This window comes from Pseudomonas lactucae, from assembly GCF_036688725.1.
Taxonomy (GTDB): domain Bacteria; phylum Pseudomonadota; class Gammaproteobacteria; order Pseudomonadales; family Pseudomonadaceae; genus Aquipseudomonas; species Aquipseudomonas lactucae.
In genome coordinates this window covers 81,297-95,578 of record NZ_JAQQPT010000011.1, presented here as the reverse complement: position 1 = coordinate 95,578, position 14,282 = coordinate 81,297, and the positions used below count along the sequence as shown (strand labels likewise).

Below are 14,282 nucleotides of genomic sequence, written 5' to 3'. Positions count from 1 at the left end.
GATACTAGTCTGCGAAAAGTGGAATTCAATCAAAAGTGTTGCGAGAAACTTCCTAAATTAACGTGGCTTGCGGCGGTAGGAAAAGTCTTCATGGCACCACACAAAACAAATGTGGGAGGGGCGGTGCCCCTCCCACATGTTTAGCTATTAGGCAACAACCGGCACGTAATGCTCTTGATATACCGCGTCTCTACAATCGCCGGGTGCACTGGATGGTCCGGGCCCTGGCCGCCGCGCTCCAGCATCTGGATATTGCGGTCCAGGTGACGGGCGCTGGTGAGCAGGATGTTCTGCAGGTCGTCTTCCGGCAGGTGCATGGAGCACGAGGCGCTGACCAGGATGCCGTCCTTGCTGAGCAGGCGCATGGCTTGCTCGTTCAGGCGGCGGTAGGCGCCTTCGCCGTTCTTCATGTCTTTTTTGCGTTTGATGAAGGCCGGTGGGTCGGCAACGATCACGTCGAAGCGTTCTTCGCTGGCTTTGAGTTCTTTCAACGCTTCAAACACGTCACCTTCGATGCAGGTCATCTTCTCGGCCACGCCGTTCAGCGCGGCATTGCGTTCGACGCCATCGAGGGCAAAGGCCGAGGCGTCGACGCAGAACACTTCACTGGCGCCGAAGGCGGCGGCTTGCACGCCCCAGCCGCCGATGTAGCTGTACAGGTCGAGTACGCGTTTGCCTTTGGCATACGGCGCCAGGCGGGCACGGTTCATGCGGTGGTCGTAGAACCAGCCGGTCTTTTGGCCCTGGATCACCGGGGCTTCGAATTGCACGCCGTTTTCTTCCAGCCCGACCCACTCCGGCACCAGGCCGAAGACGGTTTCGACGTAGCGGTTGAGGCCTTCGGCGTCGCGCGCGGCGGAGTCGTTCTTGAACAGGATGCCGCTCGGCTTGAGCACTTGGGTCAGGGCCGCGATCACGTCGTCTTTATGCGCTTCCATGGTCGCCGAGGCGATCTGTACCACCAGGATGTCGCCGAAACGGTCGACCACCAGGCCCGGCAGCAGGTCGGAATCGCCGTAGACCAGGCGGTAGAACGGCTTGTCGAACAGCCGGTCACGCAGGGAAAGGGCGACGTTGAGGCGGTGTACCAGCAGCGACTTGTCCAGCGGCAACTTGATGTCGCGCGACAGCAGGCGCGCGCAGATCAGGTTGTTCGGGCTCATGGCCACGATGCCCAGGGTCTTGCCGCCGGCTGCTTCGAGGATGGCCTGGTCGCCTGCCTGGAAGCCGTGGAGTGGGGTGGCGGCCACATCGATTTCGTTGCTGTAGACCCACAGGTGGCCGTTGCGCAAACGACGATCGGCGTTGGCTTTGAGACGCAGGCTTGGCAGGGACATGACGTCGCTCCGGAAAAAAGAGCGGGAGTATACCTGTTGCGGCATGGTTCATGTGGGAGCTGGCTTGCCTGCGATGCGGGCGCTGCGGTGTATCTGACGTACGGTGTTGATGCTATCGCAGGCAAGCCCGGCTCCCACACTGGGTCCGCGTCCAATCCGGTATTTGAGGTGTCGGTCAGCTTTGCTTAGGGGTTAGAATCCCCGCCTAGCCCAGAGTGTGTACTTATGTCCCAAGAGCTTTCCGCCGAACAGATCCAGCAGGCCCTTCAGGGCATCAGCGTGCCGCCTCAGCCGCAAATCATGGTGGATTTGCAGATGGAGCAGTACATGCCCGACCCGGACCTGGAAGTGATCGCGCGGTTGATCTCCCAGGATCCCGGCTTGTCCGGCGCGTTGCTCAAGATCGTCAATTCGTCGTATTACGGGCTGAGCAACAAGATCGCCTCGATCCAGCGTGCGGTGAACCTGCTGGGCAGTCGTTCGATCATCAACCTGATCAATGCCTTGTCGATCAAGGGCGAGATGAGCGACGACACCATCGTCACCCTCAACCGCTTTTGGGACACCGCCCAGGATGTGGCCATGACCTGCCTTACGCTGGCCAAGCGCACGGGCTCCCAGGCCGTGGACGAGGCCTACGCCCTGGGGTTGTTCCACGATTGTGGCGTGCCGTTGATGCTCAAGCGTTTCCCCGACTACATGGCGGTGCTGGAAGAGGCTTACGCCAATGCCGGCCCCGACTGCCGCGTGGTCGACACTGAAAACAATGCCTTCAACACCAACCACGCCGTGGTCGGTTACTACACGGCCAAATCCTGGCGCCTGCCGGAACATGTGACCGACGCCATCGCCAACCACCACAACGCCCTGGCAATTTTCAGCGATGAATCGACGCGCAATCCCCAGCTGAAAAACCTGTTGGCGATCCTGAAGATGGCCGAGCACATCTGCTCATCCTATCGGGTGTTGGGCAACCAGGCGGTCGATCACGAATGGGAAACCGTCGGCCCTCTGGTGCTGGATTACGTGGGCCTGTCGGACTACGACTTCGAGAGCATGAAGTTGTCGATCCGCGAACTGGGCGCGCACTGACCCTTCCTTCAAGAGGTACACATGCCCGAGTTGCCAGAAGTCGAAACCACCCGTCGGGGCATCGCGCCGCACCTGGAAGGCCAGCGCGTCAGCCGTGTGGTGGTGCGTGAGCGACGCCTGCGCTGGCCGATCCCGGAAGACCTGGATGTGCGCCTGTCCGGGCAGCGCATCGTGCTGGTGGAACGACGCGCCAAGTACCTGCTGATCAACGCCGAAGTCGGCACCCTCATCAGCCACCTGGGCATGTCGGGCAACCTGCGCCTGGTGGAGACCGGCATGCCGGCCGCCAAGCATGAACATGTGGACATCGAGTTGGAATCGGGCCTGAGCCTGCGCTACACCGACCCTCGGCGCTTCGGCGCGATGCTCTGGAGCCAGGACCCGCACAACCACGAGTTGCTGATTCGCCTGGGGCCGGAGCCGTTGACCGACCTGTTCGATGGCGAGCGCTTGTTCCAGTTGTCCCGCGGCAAGTCGATGGCGGTGAAGCCGTTCATCATGGACAACGCGGTGGTCGTGGGCGTGGGCAATATCTATGCGACGGAAGCGCTGTTTGCGGCCGGAATCGACCCGCGTCGCGCGGCCGGCGGTATTTCACGCGGGCGTTATTTGAAGCTGGCGATCGAGATCAAGCGCATCCTGGCGGCGGCTATCGAGCGTGGCGGGACCACGTTGCGGGACTTTATCGGCGGCGACGGGCAGCCGGGGTACTTCCAGCAGGAACTGTTCGTCTATGGCCGGGGAGGCGAGGCGTGCAAGGTCTGCGGGACAGAGTTGCGCAATGTGGTGCTGGGGCAGCGGGCGAGTGTGTTTTGCCCCAGGTGCCAGAGCTGATTATTGGGTAATGGCTGATATCGACTTGCTCCCGATGAGGCCCTTACAGGCACCCAAGAGCCTCAAGCCTTACCGGTAATCTTCCGGTACTTCTCCATCAACTGCTCTTGCGTCTCAGGATGGGCTTCATCCAACGGAATGCAATCCACCGGGCACACCTGCTGGCACTGAGGTTCGTCATAGTGGCCGACACACTGGGTGCACAGGTTGGGATCGATCACGTAGATCTCCTCACCTTGAGAAATAGCAGCGTTCGGGCACTCGGGTTCGCAGACGTCGCAATTGATGCAGTCGTCGGTGATGATCAGGGACATGGAAACTCCTGCCAGGGCACTCGGCCAAGGCATCTGAAAACTAATGCGTGCAATTGTGCCGCATTGGCGCCCGCAGTGCGAGCAGGCGCCGATTAAGCGGTCTTACTTCTTGAAGCGCAGCGTCAGCGCATCCGCCACGGCAGGGTGCACGAACTTGGTGATATCTCCGCCCAGAGCGGCAATTTCACGGACCAACGTCGAGGAAATGAACGAATAACGCTCAGACGGCGTAAGAAACAGGCTCTCGACGTCCGGTGCCAGTTGGCGGTTCATGTTGGCCAGTTGGAATTCGTATTCGAAGTCCGAGACCGCGCGCAGGCCACGCAGGAACACGTTGGCGTTCTGCTCCTTGGCAAAATGCGCCAGCAGAGTCGAAAAACCCACCACTTCTACGTTAGGCAGGTGCTTGGTGACCTCTCGCGCCAGCTCCACACGCTGTTCCAGGGGAAACAGCGGGTTTTTCTTGGGGCTGGCCGCGACCGCGATGATCACATGGTCGAACAAGCGAGAGGCGCGTTCGACCAGATCGCCATGGCCTTTGGTAATCGGGTCGAAGGTACCTGGGTACAACACTCGGTTCATCGCGTCGTCCTGGCGGAGTCCGTTGGGGAACCGGATGGTATCGCAGCCATCCCGGTCGGCCAAGTCGACTTATGTAGATAGAGGCCGCGTATCGAACGTTTTTTCACGCTGTTTTCAGACGTTCGGCCAATGCATCGGCCAGTTGTGCGGTCAACCCGTAGACCGATAATTGCGGGTTGGCCCCAATGCTGGTGGGGAATAGCGAGCCATCGTGGATCGACAGGTTACGCAATTGGTGATGACGACCGAGGCTGTCGGCCACTGCGTTTTTCGGGTCTTCACCCATGGCGCAACCGCCCATTACATGGGCGCTGCCCAGGCAGGTGCGGTGCAGTTCCAGGTTCAAACCGTCGATCAACGTGCGGGCTTCGGCCAGGGTTGTGACATAACGCGCATCGTGGTGCAGCGGTTTGACGGACTTGGCGCCCGCCGCGAACTGGATCTCGGCCATGCTGTGAAAGGCCCGGCGCAAGCCGTCCCAGGCGTACGGCGAGACCTGATAGTCGAGCACCGGCGTGCCGTCGCCGCGCAGTTCCACGTTGCCGCCCGGGCTGTCGGGGTGAAAGCCGTCGCGCAGCAGGGCGAGCATCGCGTGTGTGTTGGGCAATTGGCTCATGTCCAGGGCGTTTTGCGTGCCGTAGCCCCCCAGCAAGGTGCTGGCCAAGGCCGGATGCAAGGGGGGCGCCTCAAGCTTGTAGGACATTTTGCCGGTGGTGCCGTCCTGCCATTGGAAGTGGTCGGAGTAGATCGACTGCGGCGCGCCGTAGAACGGGTTGATCACCTCGTCGAACAGCGCGGCGGAAAAATTCACCAAGTGCAAAAAGGTGCGCTTGCCCAGCCGCGAATGCGGGTCGGGTGCGTCCGAGCGCATCAGCAATGCCGGGCTGTTGATGCCGCCGCCCGAGAGCACATAGTGTTTGGCCTTCACGGTGATTTTGCGTCCGGTGGGCGCCACGCAACGGGCATCCATCGCCAGGCATTCCAGGCTGCCGATGCGGTCGCCGCTGTAGTTCAGGCGTTCGGCGCGAGCCAGATACAGCAGCTCGCCGCCTTTCTCCAGGGTGGACGGGATGGTGGTCACCAGCATCGATTGCTTGGCATTGACCGGGCAACCCATGCCGCAATAGCCCAGGTTGAAGCAGCCACGCACATTGCGCGGGATCACGTGCCAGCTGTAGCCCAGTTGTTCGCAGCCTTTGCGGATGACGTCGTTGTTGGCGTTTGGCGGTATCGCCCAGGGCGCGATGCCCAGGCGTTGTTCCATCTTCTCGAACCACGGCGCCATCTCGGCACTGCTGTGGCCTTTCACTGCGTATTCGCTGGCCCAGTGGGCGAGGGTCGCGTCCGGGGTGCGGAAGCTGGAGGTCCAGTTGATCAGCGTGGTGCCGCCCACGGCCCGGCCTTGCAGGATGGTGATCGCGCCGTCCTTGCTCATGCGGCCGATGCCTTCCTGGTACAGGCTGGTGTAGGCCTCGTCTTCGAGCAGCTTGAAATCGCTGCTGGTCTTGAGCGGGCCTTCTTCGATCAGCAGCACCTTGTAGCCGGCGGCGCTGAGGATCTCGGCGGTGGTACCGCCACCCGCGCCGCTGCCGATGATGGCGACGTCGGCTTCCAGGGTCAGGTCGTTGTCTAGGGCGGCGCCGTTGTGGGTTTTCCAGCCACGGGCCAGGCCTTCGCGAAACAGATCGGGTACGGGCATCAGGGTCGTCTCTTGTTTTTATTGGGGGATGCGGATCAGATCTTCGGCGGGCCGGGGTAGCCGCAATGGGCCCAGGACGCCGGTTGGAAGTACCAGGCCATGATCGCCAGTTTGAGCAGCGAGCCCTGGCCCATGCGCAGCAGGTTCAGGTAGCTGTTCTCCCAGCGGTGCAGGAAGTTGCGGATCTGCTCGCTGTCGGCGTTTTCCCAACTGCCCCAGATACCGGTCAACGGGCCGCGGGTGATGCCCATACTCAATACGTCGAACAATTGCTGGGTGAGCTTGAACATCTCCGGCGACAGGTGTTTCAGGCTGAAGTCGAGCTTTTTGAGGGTGTCTTCGACGCCATTGGCGATTTGCTGGGCGCTGGCCACGCCTTCCAGCAATACCGGGATCACCGCACGTAAAAAGGGCAGATCACTGCTGCGCAACAGGGTGAAACCGTTGGCCGGCGTGCTGCTGGAGCAGCCGCTGAGGCTGGCGCCCAACCCGGCGGTGGCCAGGAAGGCGCTGGCGCACAGGCCGATTTTCAAGACGCCGCGCCGCGACAGCGCAGGTGTTTCAGTCAGGCTAGGGTTCATTGTTATTGTTGTCCCATGGGTGGCGGTATCAGCGAACGAACAACTTCTGGATCAGCTTCTGAATGGATTTACCGTAGGGCGGGTAGATCAACCTGGCGGCGTTCAAGCGCTGTTTCACCAGCACACCCTTGGCCTTGCTGAAGGTCAGGAAGCCTTCATGGCCGTGGTAGTGGCCCATGCCCGAAGGGCCTATGCCGCCAAACGGCATGTCGTCCTGGGCCACGTGCAGCAGCGTGTCGTTCAGGCATACGCCGCCGGAATGGGTTTCGTGGAGCACGCGGTTCTGTTCGCCCTTGTTGTAGCCGAAGTAATACAGGGCCAGTGGGCGAGGGCGCTGGTTGATGTAGGCAAACGCCTGGTCGATACCGCGATAGGGCACGATCGGCAGCACGGGACCAAAGATTTCATCCTGCATCACCGTCATGTCGTCGCTGACATTGAGCAACAGGCTATGAGCCATCCGCCGCGCCTGGCCCTGTTCGTACAGCGCAATCAGGGTGGCGCCCTTGTCGGTGGCGTCCTTGATGTAACTGTTGAGCCGCGCCAACTGCCGCTCGTTGATGATCGCCGTGTAGTCCGGGTTATCGGCCAGCGTCGGATAAAACCCGCGAACCGCTTTGCTGTAGGCCTCGATAAACCCCTCGACGCGGTCTTCCGGCACCAGCACGTAGTCGGGCGCCACGCAGGTTTGTCCGGCATTCAAGGCTTTGCCGAAAGCGATGCGTTCGGCGGCGTCCTTGAGCGGCACGTCAGTGGAAACAATGGCTGGCGATTTGCCCCCCAACTCCAGGGTGACCGGTGTGAGGTGTTCGGCCGCCGCACGCATCACATGCTTGCCGATGCTGGTGGCGCCGGTGAACAGCAGGTGGTCGAAGCGCAGCTTGGAAAACGCCATGCCCACCTCGGCTTCGCCCAGCACCACGCAGACCAGGTCTTCGGGGAAGATCTTCGCCAGCAGCGTTTTAAGCAGTTCACCGGTGGCGGGGGTGGACTCGCTGAGCTTGAGCATCACCCGGTTGCCCGCCGCCAATGCGCCGACCAATGGCCCGATGGCCAGGTACAGCGGGTAGTTCCATGGCACGATCACACCGATCACGCCCAACGGTTGGTAAATGACTTTGGCTGAGGCGGGCTGGAAGGCAAGGCCTACCGCACGGCGGGAAGGTTTCATCCAGCCCTTGAGGTGTTTGCTGGCGTAGTGGATGCCGTGCAGGCTGGGCATCAGTTCGGCGAACAGGGTTTCGTCCGCGCTGCGGTGGCTGAAATCCTGGCTGATGGCGTTGATCAGTGCCTGGCGTTCGCCGCTGAGCAGGTCGCGCAGGGCCTTGAGCCATTGCAGGCGCTGCCCGGCCGGTGGCATCGGGTTGGCCGCATAGGCGCGACGTTGGGCGTCGAACTGGGCCTGGAGGTGATCCAGCGCCTGGGAATCTTGCAGATAGGCAACGTTGGCAGACATGGCGCGGCACCGATTGTTATTGGTCTGCCTGAGTTTTTAGAGTCATTGCTCTAAATTGTCAAATAACATTGCAGCAACATCCAGATTTATCCTGGCAAGGATAGGCCGTAAGATGCTCAATCACGTGTACAGAAGCTGATTCCCTTATGGCACCACGAGTAAAGACCAGCGAACGCATTGTGCAAACCAGCCTGGAGCTTTTTAACCAGCAGGGCGAGCGCAGTGTCAGCACCAACCATATCGCCGCTCACATGGAAATTTCACCGGGCAACCTGTACTACCACTTCCCCAACAAGCAGGCGATCATCGCCGTGCTGTTTCGTGAATACGAAGCGCTGGTAGACAGTTTTCTGCGCCCACCGCAGGGACGCGGGATGGTCGTGGAGGACAAGCGTTTTTACCTGCAAGCCGTGCTGGCCGGCATGTGGCGTTACCGTTTCCTGCACCGTGACCTCGAACATCTGCTGGAAAGCGACCCGGAACTGGCCACCGGCTACCGGCGTTTTTCCCAGCGTTGCCTGGTCCAGGGCGGCGCCATTTATCAGGGTTTTGTCGATGCCGGCATCCTCAACATGGACCCGGTGCAAACCGAAGCCCTGACGCTCAATGCCTGGATCATCCTCACCTCCTGGGTGCGATTTCTGTGCACCACCAATGAAAACTCCGCCCACTTGAGCGCTGAAGCGATCAAACGCGGTGTGTATCAAGTCCTGGTGCTGGAGGCGGGTTTTGTCACGCCCCAGGCCAAAGAGGCGGTGGATGCGCTGTTCAAAGAGTTTTACGTGCCGTTGAACCAGGCATTGGAAGAAGTGAAGTAGACCTTTCCCCCATGCATTCGCAGGAGTTCGTCATGCCGCTTGCCCAACTGATCAACCCGCAGTCAATGGCCGAGCGTCGCGAGACCGGCGGCTTGGTGATCCTCGATTGCCGCTTTGCCCTCGAAGACCCGGATTACGGACGCTGCAGTTATGCCGAAGGGCATATCGACGGCGCGCAGTATGCCGACTTGGAGCGCCATCTCAGTGGGCCGGTGATCAAGGGGGTGACCGGTCGTCATCCGTTGCCGGAGCCGGATACCTTTGCCAGGCAACTGCGGGCCTGGGGGATCAGCGCCGATACCGATGTGGTGCTGTACGACGACGGTCCTGGCGCTTATGCCGCCCGTGCATGGTGGTTGCTGGCCTGGCTGGGCAAGCGCGATGGCGTGTTTATCCTGGATGGCGGCCTCAAGGCCTGGCACAGCGCCGGGTTCCCATTGAGCCTGGATGCGCCGACGATCGAGCCGGGGACCTTTGTCGGCAAGCCGGATAATCACCTGCTGTTGGACGCCGAACACCTGCAAAAACGCCTGGGCCAACCGGGCATGACCTTGATCGACGCGCGTGCACCCGCGCGTTTTCGCGGCGAAGTGGAGCCCATCGACCCGATTGCCGGGCATATCCCCGGTGCGCAATGTGCGGCGTTCAACGAAAACCTTGGCAGCGACGGCCGCTTCCTGTCGGCCGATCAGCTCCAGCGGCGGTTTGCCGCGCAATTGCAGGGGCGCTCGCCGGAGGAACTGGTGGCGTATTGCGGTTCCGGGGTGACGGCCTGCCATAACCTGTTTGCGCTGAGTCTGGCGGGATATCCGTTGGGCAAGTTATATGCGGGGTCTTGGAGCGAGTGGATTACTGAGCCTGCGCGGGCGATCGCTACAGGCGACTGAGCTTTCTGAGGTGTAAACACATTTCTATCCGTGTTGTGTCAGCAGCCATTGTGGGATGCGGCGCTCCAGGTAATAGCCGGGGCGCTTCAAGGAGCCTTCCACAAACCCGACATGCCCACCCTTCGCCAGCAACTCAAACTCAATGCACGCCGACAACTCACTGGCCTCGGGCAAGCTGTGCGCAAACACAAACGGGTCATCGGCCGCCTGGATAATCAGCGTCGGCGTGCGGATAGCGCCCAGGTAATAGCGGCTCGACGCCTGGCGGTAATAGTCCTCGGCACTCAAAAAACCGTGTAGCGGGGCGGTCACCCGACCGTCGAAATCCCAGAACGTGCGCATCTTCTCCAAGGAGCCCAGCGCTTGCAGGGTTTTCAGCCCGTCTTCCCGGCCATCCTGCAGAAACTGGCGCTGCTTGACGCGGATATACGCCAGCATCTCGCGCATGAAATGCTTCTGATACACCCGTGAAAACCCCAGCCCGATGCGGTCTGCGCATTGGTCCAGGCGAAACGGCACCGACACCGCCGCCGCGCCTTGCAGCCCGGACGTTTCGCCGGTTTCACCCAAATGCTTGAGCAGCACATTGCCGCCCAGGGAATAGCCCACGGCATACAACGGCGCCAACGGTCGCTTGGCGCGCAGATGGGCAATCGTTGCCGCCAAGTCTTCGCTGGCACCCGAGTGATAGCTGCGGGCCAACAGGTTCGGCTCGCCGGAGCAGCCACGCCAGTTCAGCGCCACGCTGGCCCAGCCGTGAGCACCGAGGACTTTTTGCAGGCCGGCGACATACGGCGAATTGGAGGAACCGGTCAGGCCGTGCAGCACCAGCACCAACGGCGCTTGTGCGTCGTGAGGGCCATGCCAGTCAAGATCGAGAAAGTCGCCGTCTTCCAGCCACAAGCGTTCGCGCTGGCGCTCGATATGGGTCGTGGGGCGCCACAGCGGCCCCCACAGGGTTTGCAGGTGGGGGTTGCCGAGGCCGAAGGCGGGCTTGAATTTTTCAGAGCAGGGGTTCATGCAAGTCTCTGTGGTCACAACGGCCCAATCGCGATCAACCCTCAATCAACCGATGCCACAGCGCGTAATACACCCGCCCTGACTTCTGCTCCCGGTGCAGGCGCCACGTCCCCGGCAAGCCCAGGGTAGACGGCGCGGTCTCGCTTTCAGTGTAGACCCACGCATCCGGCGCCAGCCACTGGCGCTCTTCCAGCAGCGCACAGACGGTTGGCAGCAGGTTCTGGTTGAACGGCGGGTCGAGGAACACCACGTCGTACGCACTGGCTGCCTGGGTTTCGAGGTAGCGCAGGGCGTCGGCGGTTTGTACCTGGCCATTGGTGCAGCGCAGGGTGCCCAAGTGTTCCTTGAGGCTGGACACCGCGACATTGCTGGCATCCAGCGCCTGGGCCTGGGCCGCGCCACGGGACAGCGCTTCCAGGAACAGTGCGCCACTGCCGGCGAACGGGTCCAGCACCTTGGCTCCGCCGATATACGGTGCGAGCCAGTTGAACAACGTTTCACGCACGCGATCCGGTGTCGGGCGCAGGCCCACGACGTCGGGGAAGCTCAGCTTGCGGCTGCCCCATTCACCGCCAATGATGCGCAATTGGCCCACACCGTTGTGTACGTTGTGGACAGGTTTTTTCGGGCGAGATGAACTGGCCATTAATGCTCCGGAACCCCGAGCGGCTGCTCGGCGGGTTTATCAGTGGGGGGCGGTAGTGGCTTTTGCGCAATCGTCGGGCCGGCGGTCACGATGACCATCTTGTCGGCGCTCAAGTGTTTGTTCAAGGCAGCCTTGACCTGCTCTACGGTCAGGGCCTGGGATTGTTTCATGAAATCTTCCAGATAGCTCAGCGGCAGGTTGTAGAAACCCATGGCGCCCAGTTGGCCGACGATATCGGCGTTGCTCGCGGTCGACAGCGGGAAGCTGCCGGCCAGCTCGCGCTTGGCGTCATCCAGTTCTTTCTGGGTCGGGCCGGTCTTGAGGTAGTCGGCCAGCACTTGTTCGACCAGGCGCAGGGTGCCGCCACTCATTTCGGCGCGAGTCTGCAGGTTGATCATGAACGGGCCACGCACCTGCATTGGCGAAAAGCCGGAGTATACGCCGTAGGTCAGGCCGCGTTTTTCGCGCACTTCGCTCATCAACCGGGTGCCGAAGCCGCCGCCGCCGAGGATCTGGTTGCCCAGGGACAAGGCGGCGTAGTCCGGGTCGGCGCGGTCGATGCCCAGTTGGGCGAACAGCAGGTGGGTTTGCTTGGACGGAAACTCGATGTGGCTCAGGCCGGCTTTCGGCTCGGTCGGCTGGGCGATCTTCGCCAGGGCCGGGCCTTTGGGCAGTGACGCAGAGACCTTGGCCGTCATCGCTTCGGCTTCGGCGCGGGTCAGGTCACCGACCACCGCAATCACCGCGTTACCGGCGGCATATGCCTTGGCATGGAAGCCCTGCAATTGCGCCAGGGTGATCTTCGGCACACTGTCAGGCGTGCCTTCGCTTGGGTGCGCGTAAGGGTGATCGCCGTACAGGCGTTTGAACAGCTCCAGGTTCGCCAGTTTGCCGGGGTTCTGCTTCTGGTAGTCGAAGCCGGCGAGGATCTGGTTCTTGATGCGGGCCAGGGAGTCGGCCGGGAAGGTCGGCTTGCCGATGACCTCGTCAAACAGCGTCAGGGCCGCATCGCGCTTGTCGCTTGCGCTCAAGCTGCGCAGGGACACCAGCGCCATGTCGCGGTAGGCGCCATTGCCGAAGTCGGCCCCCAGGCCCTCAAAACCACTGGCGATCTGGCTGACATCCTTGCCCGGTACCCCTTCATTGAGCATGGCGTTGGTCATCAGTGCCAGGCCCGGCACATTGCCGTCCTGGCTGCTACCGGCGGCGAACAGGATGCGCATGTCGAACATCGGCAGTTCATGGGCTTCGACGAACAGCACCTTGGCGCCTTCGGCGGTGGTCCAGGTTTGCACGTCGAGCTTGCGGTTGGTCGGCGCCTTGCCGTCCAGCTCCGCCAGGGATTGCAGCTTGCTCGCCGATTGAGCCTTGTCCAGCGCCTGGCTGGCCATCGATTCGTTGGGGCGCAGGACATACACGGCGCTCGCCGCCGCCAGGGTGACGGCGATCAGGCCGGGCAGGATCAGGCTTTTGCGATCACTCATGAGCGGTCTCCTCGGGCAGAACATGGGCGACGCTCAGACGTTCGCGGGTGAAATAGGTGCGTGCGGCCTTCTGGATATCTTCCGGGGTCACGCTTTGCAGGTCGGCCAGCTCAGAGTCCATCAGCTTCCAGGACAGGCCGACGGTTTCCAGGGAGCCGATGGCCGTGGCCTGGCTGGTGATCGAGTCGCGCTGGTAGACCAGGCCGGCAATCACCTGGGCGCGGATACGCTCCAGTTCTTCGGCGGTCGGTGGCTTGGCCTTGAGTTCTTCCAGCAGACGCCACAGGCCGGCTTCGGCTTGGGCGATGGTCTTTTTCTTCTGCTGGTTGGGAGTGGCGCTCAGCATGAACAGAGTGTCGCCGCGGGTATAGGCGTCGTAGTTGGTGGAGGCGGCGGAGACCAGCTCTTCACCGCGCTCCAACTGCTCGGAGATGCGCGCGCTGTAGCCGCCGTCCAGCAGCGCCGAGATCAGGCGCAGGGCCTGCACCGAGCGCTTGTCTTCGGCGGTGGCCAGGCCGGGGACGTTGAAACCCAGGAATACGCTCGGCAGTTGGGTTTGCACGTGCATCGTCAGCAGGCGCTCGCCGGGTTCGGCCAGCTCCATCGGAATCTTGGCGGGCGGTACGTCACGCTTGGGGATCGGGCCGAAGTAGCGCTGGGCCAGGGTTTTCACCTCGTCCGGGGTCACATCGCCGACCACCACCAGGGTGGCGTTGTTCGGCACGTACCAGGATTGGTACCAGTGGCGCAGCTCTTCGACCTTCATGCGGTCCAGGTCGGCCATCCAGCCGATGGTCGGCGTGTGGTAGCCGCTGGCCGGGAACGCCATGGCCTTGAAGCGCTCGTAGGCCTTGGACATCGGGTTGTCGTCGGTGCGCAGGCGGCGTTCTTCTTTAATCACCTCGATTTCGCGGCTGAACTCGTCGGCCGGCAGGCGCAGGCTGGCCATGCGGTCGGCTTCGAGTTCAAAGGCCACGCCCAGGCGGTCGCGGGCCAGCACTTGGTAGTAGGCGGTGTAGTCGTCACTGGTGAACGCGTTCTCTTTCGCGCCCAGATCGCGCAGGATCAGCGAGGCTTCGCCTGGGCCGACTTTGGCGCTGCCCTTGAACATCATGTGCTCCAGGGCGTGCGACAAACCGGTCTGGCCCGGGGTTTCGTAGCTCGAGCCGACCTTGTACCAAACCTGGGAAACCACCACCGGCGCGCGATGATCTTCGCGCACGACGACCTTGAGGCCGTTGTCCAGGGTGAATTCATGGGTGGGTTGTGGGTCGGCAGCCAGAGCTGAAAGGGGCAGACAAACTGTGCTGAGCAGCAGGCCTGCGGCGCGGCGGGCTAGAGCATTCATTCGTTTTTTAACCTGTTGGGCTGCCCGCTTGGTCTTAGCGTCGGCGGGCGAGGAGGTGCTAGGATACTGGTCGGATTTACGGACGGCCACTGCGGCAGTCTTGTTGAGGCCCTATTTAGGCCTTACAAAATGTTGCGCATGAACGAGCTGGCTAAAAAACAGTCTGTTACGCATCGTATTTTAT

At 61.8% G+C, this 14,282-nt stretch carries 14 protein-coding genes; 4 read left to right on the top strand and 10 right to left on the bottom strand.

From position 1 onward, the window contains the following. Positions 1-140 precede the first annotated feature (140 nt). A complete protein-coding gene (locus V6M90_RS14410; RefSeq protein WP_305428046.1) occupies positions 141-1,337 on the bottom strand; it encodes a class I SAM-dependent rRNA methyltransferase in 1,197 nt (398 codons plus the stop codon). 279 nt (positions 1,338-1,616) lie between these two features. Here V6M90_RS14410 and V6M90_RS14405 point away from each other — a divergent pair, with 279 nt between their 5' ends. Both V6M90_RS14405 and mutM read left to right on the top strand, forming a co-directional pair. Further along, positions 1,617-2,429, top strand: a complete 813-nt coding sequence (locus V6M90_RS14405; RefSeq protein WP_181408566.1) for an HDOD domain-containing protein — start codon at positions 1,617-1,619, stop codon at positions 2,427-2,429. A gap of 21 nt (positions 2,430-2,450) precedes the next feature. Further along, positions 2,451-3,263: a bifunctional DNA-formamidopyrimidine glycosylase/DNA-(apurinic or apyrimidinic site) lyase gene (gene mutM, locus V6M90_RS14400; RefSeq protein WP_141062892.1), complete on the top strand. Its 813-nt coding sequence runs from the start codon at positions 2,451-2,453 to the stop codon at positions 3,261-3,263. Positions 3,264-3,325: 62 nt separating this feature from the next. Here mutM and V6M90_RS14395 read toward each other — a convergent pair whose 3' ends face one another. The 5 genes from V6M90_RS14395 to V6M90_RS14375 all read right to left on the bottom strand — a co-directional run bounded on the left by V6M90_RS14395 (position 3,326) and on the right by V6M90_RS14375 (position 7,895). Then, the gene (locus V6M90_RS14395) at positions 3,326-3,577 is read right to left on the bottom strand and encodes a YfhL family 4Fe-4S dicluster ferredoxin (RefSeq protein WP_003176712.1); all 252 of its coding nucleotides are present in this window, start codon (positions 3,575-3,577) and stop codon (positions 3,326-3,328) included. A gap of 102 nt (positions 3,578-3,679) precedes the next feature. Next, on the bottom strand, positions 3,680-4,159 hold the full coding sequence (gene coaD, locus V6M90_RS14390; RefSeq protein WP_003176711.1) for a pantetheine-phosphate adenylyltransferase: 480 nt from the start codon (positions 4,157-4,159) through the stop codon (positions 3,680-3,682). 103 nt (positions 4,160-4,262) lie between these two features. Beyond that, entirely contained in the window at positions 4,263-5,858 is a 1,596-nt protein-coding gene (locus tag V6M90_RS14385; protein ID WP_003176710.1) for a GMC family oxidoreductase, read from the bottom strand. 35 nt (positions 5,859-5,893) lie between these two features. Next, positions 5,894-6,439 (bottom strand): twin-arginine translocation pathway signal protein, encoded by a 546-nt coding sequence (locus V6M90_RS14380; RefSeq protein WP_332846708.1) that lies wholly within the window; start codon positions 6,437-6,439, stop codon positions 5,894-5,896. A 28-nt stretch (positions 6,440-6,467) separates the two neighbouring features. Then, positions 6,468-7,895, bottom strand: a complete 1,428-nt coding sequence (locus tag V6M90_RS14375) for a coniferyl aldehyde dehydrogenase (RefSeq protein WP_332846707.1) — start codon at positions 7,893-7,895, stop codon at positions 6,468-6,470. Between the two features lie 146 nt (positions 7,896-8,041). On the opposite strand from V6M90_RS14375, the gene V6M90_RS14370 reads away from it, so the two are divergent. Both V6M90_RS14370 and V6M90_RS14365 read left to right on the top strand, forming a co-directional pair. Then, entirely contained in the window at positions 8,042-8,713 is a 672-nt protein-coding gene (locus tag V6M90_RS14370; protein WP_003176707.1) for a TetR/AcrR family transcriptional regulator, read from the top strand. 32 nt (positions 8,714-8,745) lie between these two features. Then, the gene (locus V6M90_RS14365) at positions 8,746-9,600 is read left to right on the top strand and encodes a sulfurtransferase (RefSeq protein ID WP_332846706.1); all 855 of its coding nucleotides are present in this window, start codon (positions 8,746-8,748) and stop codon (positions 9,598-9,600) included. A gap of 24 nt (positions 9,601-9,624) precedes the next feature. Here the strand turns inward: V6M90_RS14365 and V6M90_RS14360 are convergent, their stop codons facing one another. Genes V6M90_RS14360 through V6M90_RS14345 form a run of 4 tightly spaced genes read right to left on the bottom strand, consistent with a single transcriptional unit; the run spans position 9,625 to position 14,098 of the window. Further along, positions 9,625-10,620: a hydrolase gene (locus tag V6M90_RS14360; RefSeq protein WP_003176705.1), complete on the bottom strand. Its 996-nt coding sequence runs from the start codon at positions 10,618-10,620 to the stop codon at positions 9,625-9,627. 34 nt (positions 10,621-10,654) lie between these two features. After that, the gene (gene rsmD, locus V6M90_RS14355) at positions 10,655-11,266 is read right to left on the bottom strand and encodes a 16S rRNA (guanine(966)-N(2))-methyltransferase RsmD (protein WP_003176704.1); all 612 of its coding nucleotides are present in this window, start codon (positions 11,264-11,266) and stop codon (positions 10,655-10,657) included. Continuing rightward, positions 11,266-12,750: a M16 family metallopeptidase gene (locus tag V6M90_RS14350; protein WP_003176703.1), complete on the bottom strand. Its 1,485-nt coding sequence runs from the start codon at positions 12,748-12,750 to the stop codon at positions 11,266-11,268. Before V6M90_RS14350 ends, rsmD begins: the two co-directional genes overlap by 1 nt. Next, positions 12,743-14,098 (bottom strand): M16 family metallopeptidase, encoded by a 1,356-nt coding sequence (locus V6M90_RS14345; protein WP_332846705.1) that lies wholly within the window; start codon positions 14,096-14,098, stop codon positions 12,743-12,745. The genes V6M90_RS14350 and V6M90_RS14345 overlap by 8 nt, the downstream gene beginning before the upstream one ends. Between the last annotated feature and the right edge of the window lie 184 nt (positions 14,099-14,282).

Bases quoted from the DNA above. Each gene is read 5' to 3' on its own strand.
- V6M90_RS14365 (WP_332846706.1), top strand. From the start codon at position 8,746: ATGCCGCTTGCCCAACTGATCAACCCGCAGTCAATGGCCGAGCGTCGC.
- V6M90_RS14345 (WP_332846705.1), bottom strand. From the start codon at position 14,098: ATGAATGCTCTAGCCCGCCGCGCCGCAGGCCTGCTGCTCAGCACAGTT.
- coaD (WP_003176711.1), bottom strand. From the start codon at position 4,159: ATGAACCGAGTGTTGTACCCAGGTACCTTCGACCCGATTACCAAAGGC.
- V6M90_RS14385 (WP_003176710.1), bottom strand. From the start codon at position 5,858: ATGCCCGTACCCGATCTGTTTCGCGAAGGCCTGGCCCGTGGCTGGAAA.
- rsmD (WP_003176704.1), bottom strand. From the start codon at position 11,266: ATGGCCAGTTCATCTCGCCCGAAAAAACCTGTCCACAACGTACACAAC.
- V6M90_RS14410 (WP_305428046.1), bottom strand. From the start codon at position 1,337: ATGTCCCTGCCAAGCCTGCGTCTCAAAGCCAACGCCGATCGTCGTTTG.
- V6M90_RS14395 (WP_003176712.1), bottom strand. From the start codon at position 3,577: ATGTCCCTGATCATCACCGACGACTGCATCAATTGCGACGTCTGCGAA.
- V6M90_RS14370 (WP_003176707.1), top strand. From the start codon at position 8,042: ATGGCACCACGAGTAAAGACCAGCGAACGCATTGTGCAAACCAGCCTG.
- mutM (WP_141062892.1), top strand. From the start codon at position 2,451: ATGCCCGAGTTGCCAGAAGTCGAAACCACCCGTCGGGGCATCGCGCCG.
- V6M90_RS14360 (WP_003176705.1), bottom strand. From the start codon at position 10,620: ATGAACCCCTGCTCTGAAAAATTCAAGCCCGCCTTCGGCCTCGGCAAC.
- V6M90_RS14380 (WP_332846708.1), bottom strand. From the start codon at position 6,439: ATGAACCCTAGCCTGACTGAAACACCTGCGCTGTCGCGGCGCGGCGTC.
- V6M90_RS14350 (WP_003176703.1), bottom strand. From the start codon at position 12,750: ATGAGTGATCGCAAAAGCCTGATCCTGCCCGGCCTGATCGCCGTCACC.
- V6M90_RS14375 (WP_332846707.1), bottom strand. From the start codon at position 7,895: ATGTCTGCCAACGTTGCCTATCTGCAAGATTCCCAGGCGCTGGATCAC.